The organism is uncultured Thiodictyon sp. (assembly GCF_903828115.1).
In the GTDB taxonomy this organism is placed as follows: domain Bacteria; phylum Pseudomonadota; class Gammaproteobacteria; order Chromatiales; family Chromatiaceae; genus Thiodictyon.
The window spans coordinates 40,992-47,543 of record NZ_CAIKKU010000386.1; the positions used below are offsets into that span (position 1 = coordinate 40,992).

The 6,552-nt window shown below is 65.8% G+C and carries 5 protein-coding genes; all 5 read right to left on the minus strand.

Annotated features, from left to right (window positions below; genetic code table 11):
- Positions 1–4 precede the first annotated feature (4 nt).
- The 5 genes from QZY48_RS14245 to glmU all read right to left on the minus strand — a co-directional run bounded on the left by QZY48_RS14245 (position 5) and on the right by glmU (position 6,254).
- Positions 5–652, minus strand: coding sequence for a methyltransferase (locus QZY48_RS14245; RefSeq protein ID WP_295431784.1), 648 nt, complete (start codon positions 650–652; stop codon positions 5–7).
- 3 nt (positions 653–655) lie between these two features.
- On the minus strand, positions 656–1,780 hold the full coding sequence (locus QZY48_RS14250; RefSeq protein WP_295431787.1) for a glycosyltransferase family 2 protein: 1,125 nt from the start codon (positions 1,778–1,780) through the stop codon (positions 656–658).
- A 102-nt stretch (positions 1,781–1,882) separates the two neighbouring features.
- Entirely contained in the window at positions 1,883–2,770 is an 888-nt protein-coding gene (locus QZY48_RS14255; protein ID WP_295431789.1) for a class I SAM-dependent methyltransferase, read from the minus strand.
- 269 nt (positions 2,771–3,039) lie between these two features.
- Positions 3,040–4,872 carry a glutamine--fructose-6-phosphate transaminase (isomerizing) gene (glmS, locus tag QZY48_RS14260; RefSeq protein WP_295431792.1) on the minus strand — a complete coding sequence of 611 codons (1,833 nt, stop codon included), beginning with the start codon at positions 4,870–4,872 and terminating at the stop codon, positions 3,040–3,042.
- Between the two features lie 5 nt (positions 4,873–4,877).
- Entirely contained in the window at positions 4,878–6,254 is a 1,377-nt protein-coding gene (gene glmU / locus QZY48_RS14265; protein WP_295431795.1) for a bifunctional UDP-N-acetylglucosamine diphosphorylase/glucosamine-1-phosphate N-acetyltransferase GlmU, read from the minus strand.
- Between the last annotated feature and the right edge of the window lie 298 nt (positions 6,255–6,552).

Here is a 6,552-nt window from a genome sequence, read left to right on the forward strand (position 1 = left end):
AACATCAGCGCACCGGCACACGTTGTGCGACGACGATGCCCTGCGTCAGCACCACCGGCCAATTGATGAGGCGACACACCATCCTGCCCCGGCGGCTGACTGCGCCGGCGACCTCTTCAAAGCCAAGCGGGCGCTCATCCGGGAAGGTCCAGTTGCCCGTTATCTCAAGGCCCCGCCGCACGACGCGGTAGAGCCAGGTCGGGGTGGGGAATGTCAATAATACGACACCGCCGGCGCGGGCAAAGGCGAAGTGGGTATCGATGCTGCGCCGCGTGTCCGCGGCGGAAAAGTGTTCGATCAGGCCGACGCTGAATACCAGATCGTAACGCTCGAAATGGATCGGGTCCGGCAGCAACACATCGCCCCGCTCCCAGGACAGCCGCGGGTCGCGCGCCACACGCTTACTCAGCAGCGCCAGACCGCGCGCGTTGGTATCGATGATGTGATAGGAGCGCACCGGCAGGGCACGCAGAATCGGCTCCGCAAAGACGCTGTTGGCGCCGCCCAGTTCACAGATGGCGAGGTCGGGGTGCGCGTGACAATGCCGGGCCATCAGGGAGATCAAGGTTCGCTGCGTGAACTGTCGGGTCACCCGTGCGGTCAGCGCCGGGCGCGCGTAGTAGGCATCCCAGTCGGTCTGCTCGGTACCCATGGCCTACTCCTCGCGCGAAAACACAAAGACTCTCTGGAGCGCGAAATTTGCAAAGAACAACATAAGGTCGGCGACCACCTTGGCGAGCGGCACCGGTAATAAAAATACCAGTACCAGGACCGTCACGAGACCATAGCTCGCAATGGCGCTGGCGGCCAGCAGCGCGACGAACAACGGCACTTGTCGCCGCAAATCGCCGTGAGATAAAAACACGCGCCGACGCGCGATGATGAAATAGATCCAACCAATCAGCAGGCGCCCACCGATGACGGATAACAAGAGCAGCCCGGTGCTGCGATAGAGAAGGAAAAAAAGCAGGTAATCGGCCGCCGCGGAGACCAGCGACAGCGCGGAGTAGCGCAAGAAAACAAAATAGATTCGGAGGGAATCGAACAGCGGATCAAAATGGGAGCTGGGATTGCCCGGCTCGTAGACGGTGGTGATCGGGATCTGCCTGATGGCCGTACCGCGGCGGGTCTCGGCATAAAGGGACGCGAGCTCCAATTCATAGCCGGAGTCTGCCATTCGCAGCAGTCGCTGCGCGACGGCAATGGGTAAGCCGCGCAGTCCCGTTTGCGTATCGACCAGCCGCCGATGGGTGAAGGCGCGGAACACCGTGCGCGTGACGACATTCCCGAGACGGCTGCGTAACGGCGTACCGCCATCGAAGTGCCGCACCCCCAGGATAAGCTCCTGCGGCGCGTCACAGAGGGCGCGGGCCACGGCTGCCACGTCTTTCGCCAGGTGTTGTCCGTCAGCGTCGGCGGTGATGAGCCCAAGCAGCGCCGGAAAACGGACCAGCGCGAAGTTGATCCCTGTTTTCAGCGCGCTGCCTTTACCGAGATTGATCGCGTGCCGCACGACGATCACGTCCGGATCGCGGCGGATCTGCGCGAAGATCGGCCCGCGGTCATGCGCGGAGCCGTCGTCCACGATCACGACAGCAGCGCGAAGACCACGCCGCTGTAATTCGGTTTGCAGTTGGGCGACGAGCTCGACCAGGGCTTGCGCCGGCTGGTAGGCAGGGATAATCAGACAGACCTGCACGGGCAACGCCGCCGGGTCGGTCCCGGGCTGCGCAGTCGCCGTTTGACGGTCGTTCAGCACGGCGTCGGCAGGGGTCGGCATGATCGTCGGGCGCAGGCCGACGGCGCTAACCTGCCGAGACACCGCGACCGTCGGCGCAAACCAGGGCGCGTACCTGTCATGGCCGGCAAGTCGGGCAGCTTGTCATTCGGGCCGCAGTTCGTGGTCGCCCGCCAGGGGGGACGCCAACACGGTGATGGAACTATTGATTGCCATTACCGGCAAGAAGGACAACGGGGCGTATTTTTTCATCCGGATATCAAAATAGAAACGCGCGAATTGCAGGACCCGCCTGGCATCGTTGATGTGCTCGATGGCCATCACCTCATGGACGTTGAGCCGGTAATTGCGGCGCAGGCGCGGGCCGGTGACGAGCAGGCGTCCCAATTCCCATCCCCAGCCACCCTCGGTGGGGATCGAGAAAATAAAGGCCCCCGCCGGGGCGAGCACGCGCCGGACCTCCTCGAGCCCCTCGGCGAGATGGTACAGATGCTCCAGTACATGCGCGCTCGTGCAGCAGGCGATACTGCCCGGCGCGAAGGGTAGGTTGTTGAAATCCGCTTGAACGGCAAGGACGTCGGGATACCGGTGTTTCACGCGGGTCAGAAACGCGGCATTGCGGTCGATACCGATACAGCGGCGCTGATCCAGCAGATCGAAGAGTTGTCCGTCGCCACAACCGATATCGACGATGACCTCCGGGGGGTGCGGCAGCCCGGCAATCAGGGACCGCATTTTCCGATGCCCACTCATCGAGAAAAACCGATAGAAAGGCCGTTCGTAGATGACCCACCCTTTTTGTACCATGTCCTCCCAGGCGCTCATCCATCGCCGATAGAAACGCGACTGATAAAACGCCGGTACGCGCAACTCGCTGGTGCGCGGCAGGGCGCGGAGCACGCCATCGTCACTGAACTCGTAGCGGTAGCCGCAGGCGCCGCAGACGAGCGCGTCGGCGCCTGGCGTCATGGTGTTGCCGGCGCACTCCACACAACGCGTGACGAGAGACAATAACTTGTGGTCTTGGCGCATGCCTTAGGTGTTCCACTGCCGAACCTTGGGCCAGGGCACTCACGGTCACTCGATGAAGCGAATGAGCGGGCGCTTGCTGTGGCGGGCTCCCGGCTGAGCGCCCGCTCGCACTGGTAACGCCGTTTAAGTCGCGCCCTGCTTTTGCGAACTAACGGTGTCCCGGCAGTTTACCATGTGATTCGGCCCGATGTCGTGGTGTCGGGCCTAGCGCCGCGGCGCAAGGCCGGGGCCATCTGCACGATCGGACCGGCCCGTCCGACCTGGGCGCCTCACTCCACGGTCACTGACTTCGCCAAATTGCGCGGCTGGTCCACATCGGTGCCCTTCAGGACCGCCACATGGTAGGCCAGCAGTTGCATGGGGATGGTGAAGATCAGGGGGTCGATCAGGTCGTCGGTCTCCGGCAGGCGGATGACCGTGATCCCGGCCGCCTCTTGCAGCGGGACCTGGAAGTCGGCGAAGACAAAGAGCTGACCGCCGCGGGCGCGAACCTCTTCCAGATTGGATTTCAGCTTCTCCAGCAGTGCGTTGTTGGCCGCCACCGCCACCACCGGCATGTCCTCGTCGATCAGGGCCAGCGGGCCATGCTTGAGCTCGCCCGCCGGGTAGGCCTCGGCGTGGATGTAGGAGATCTCCTTGAGTTTCAGCGCCCCCTCCATGGCGATCGGATAGAGCTCCCCACGCCCCAGGAACAGGGTGTGCTGCTTGTCGACGAACTGCTCGGCCAGCGTCGCGATGGGCGCGTCCAGGGCCAGGACCTGCTCCATCTTGGCCGGGACCGTGCGCATCAGGGCGACCAGGCGCTCCTCCTGCGCCTGGTCCAGCCGGTGGAAGCGGCCCAGCGTCACGGTCAAGAGCAAGAGCGCCATGAGCTGGGTGGTGAAGGCCTTGGTGGAGGCGACGCCGATCTCGGGGCCGGCGCGGGTCAGGAGCACCAGGTCGGATTCGCGCACCAGCGAACTCTCGGGCACATTGCAGATGGCAAGCGTGGCGGCGTAACCGGTCTCCTTGGCGATGCGCAGGGCCGCCAGGGTGTCCGCGGTCTCCCCGGACTGGGAGATGGTGACGAAGAGGGCCGACTGCGGCACCACATGGCGGCGATAGCGGTACTCGCTCGCCACCTCGACGTTGCAGGGGAGCCCGGCCAGGGACTCCATCCAGTAGCGCGCGACCAGGCCCGCGTGGTAGCTGGTCCCGCAGGCGACGATGGTCACCGCCTGGATACTCGCAAAGAGGTCCGGCGCGGCGTTGCCGAAGGCCTCCGGCACCACCCGATTGCCCAGCAGGCGCCCGTCCAGGGTGTCGGCGATGGCGCGGGGCTGCTCGAAGATCTCCTTCAGCATGAAGTGCCGGTACGCGCCGCGCTCGGCGGAGTCGCTGGCGACCGAGGATTCCTTGACCGGGCGCGTGACCGGTTCACCCTTGCGGTCCCAGATGCGGACGGACTCCCGGGTGATTTCAGCGATGTCACCCTCTTCCAGGAACATGAAGCGGTGGGTCACCGGCAGCAGGGCGAAGACGTCGGAGGCGACAAAGTGCTCACCGAAGCCCACGCCGATCACGAGCGGGCTGCCCTGGCGCGCGACCACCAGGTGCTCCGGGTCCTGGAAATCGAGCACGGCCAGGGCATAGGCGCCGGTCATACGGGCGGTGGCGCGGCGTACCGCCTCGATCAGGGGGTGCCCGCCGACCAGTTCATCATAAACGGCGTGGACCACGACCTCGGTGTCGGTCTCGGAGGTGAAGTGGTGGCCGGCGGCGCGTTGCTCCCGGCGCAGTTCCTCGTGGTTCTCGATGATACCGTTGTGGACCAGGGCGCAGCGGTCCCGACAGATGTGGGGGTGGGCGTTGCGCACCGCGGGCTCACCGTGGGTGGCCCAGCGGGTGTGGGCGATGCCCAGAGTCCCGGGGAGCGGATGGGCGGCGACCTCTTCCGCCAGGCGCGCGACCTTACCCAGGGTGCGGGCGCGATTGAGCTTGCCGGTCGACTCCAGGACGGCGATACCGGCGGAGTCGTAGCCGCGGTATTCGAGCCGACGCAGCCCCTCGAGCAGGATGGCCGCGACCGGACGTTGGGCGATGGCGCCGACGATACCGCACATAGTGATTACTCTACTGGTTTGGGTTGTTTCCGGGGCCGCTGCCAACCGGGGATGGTCGTCTGGCGGGCACGGGTGACGGTCAGTTCGCCGGGGGGGGCGTCCTGGTTGATGACGGACCCGGCGCCGATGGTGGCGCCGACGCCGATGGTCACCGGGGCGACCAGGGAGGCGTTGGAGCCGATGAAGGCCCCGTCCCCGATCACGGTGCGGAACTTGTTGGCCCCGTCATAGTTGCAGGTGATGGTCCCGGCGCCGACATTGACCCCGGCGCCGATGTCCGTGTCCCCGATATAGGTCAGGTGGTTGACCTTGCTGCCCTCACCCACGTTCGCCTTCTTGATCTCTACGAAGTTGCCGATGTGGGTGTCGGGGGCCAGCCGCGCCTGCGGGCGCAGGCGGGCGTAGGGGCCGATGCGCGCCCCGCTGCCGACCTGCGCGCCCTCGATCACACAGTTGGCGAAGATGTGCGTACCGTCCCCGATGATACTGTCGCGGATCAGGCAGTTGGGGCCGATGCGCACCCCATCCCCCAGGGTCACATCGCCCTCGCAGATCAGGTTGACGTCGATGAACAGGTCCCGCCCCGTGGTCAGGCGTCCGCGGATGTCGAGGCGCGCCGGGTCGGCCAGGGTGACGCCGTTGCGCATCAGGCCCTCGGCGAGGCGGCGCTGGTGGAAACGCTCCAGGGCCGCGAGTTGGACGCGATCATTGACGCCCGAGACCTCCTCCAGCGTCACCGGGTGCACACTCGCCACCCGCTCCCCTTGCGCCACCGCCAGGCCGATCACGTCGGTCAGGTAGTATTCACCCTGGGCGTTGGCATTGGTGAGCCCCTGGAGCCAGCCGTCCAGCCGGGCGCGATCCGCCACCAGGAAGCCGGTGTTGGCCTCGCGCACCGCCAGTTCTTCCGGGGTCCCGTCCTTCTGCTCGACGCTGCGCAGGATGCGCCCGCCAGCGTCGCGGATGATGCGGCCGTAGCCGGTGGGGTCGTCCATGAGCACGGTCAGGATGCCGAGACCGCTGTCGCGGCTGGCCTCGATCAGGCGGTTCAGGGTGTCCGCGTCCACCAGCGGCACATCGCCATAGAGCACCAGGACCCGGTCCATTGCCTGGACCAGCGGCATTGCCTGCAGCACCGCGTGCCCGGTGCCGAGCTGCTGCGCCTGCTCCACCCAGGCACAGTCCTCGTCGGCCAGCGCGGCGCGCACCTCTGCGCCCCCGTGACCATAGACCACCACGGTGCGCGCCGCGCCGATGCGCGTGGCCGCCGCCACCACATGGGCCAGCATGGGCCTGCCGGCCAGCGGGTGCAGCACCTTGGGCAGGTCGGAACGCATCCGCTTGCCCATCCCCGCGGCCAGGATTACGACGCCGAGCTTCATCTGGGTTGTTTGCTCCTGGAGAAAGGTGGGTGTTGGCAGGGGCGCGCGCGACACGGGCCGTTGTCGGCCAAGCGGCCAGATTAGCGCAAGCGCGCCGGGCCGATCCAAGGACCGGTCACACTATCGCCGCGTCGTGCTAAAGTCATGTTGGAAAGTCGACCACATCATGATGCCACATGAAAGCCTTACAGTTCACCATCGACAAGGGTTTGCTGACTGAACTCGACGTGGGCCCTGGTCACAATCTCGCCCTGTCAGCCAACGGCGAGGTCTGTGGTCCGCACAGCGGACCCTACGG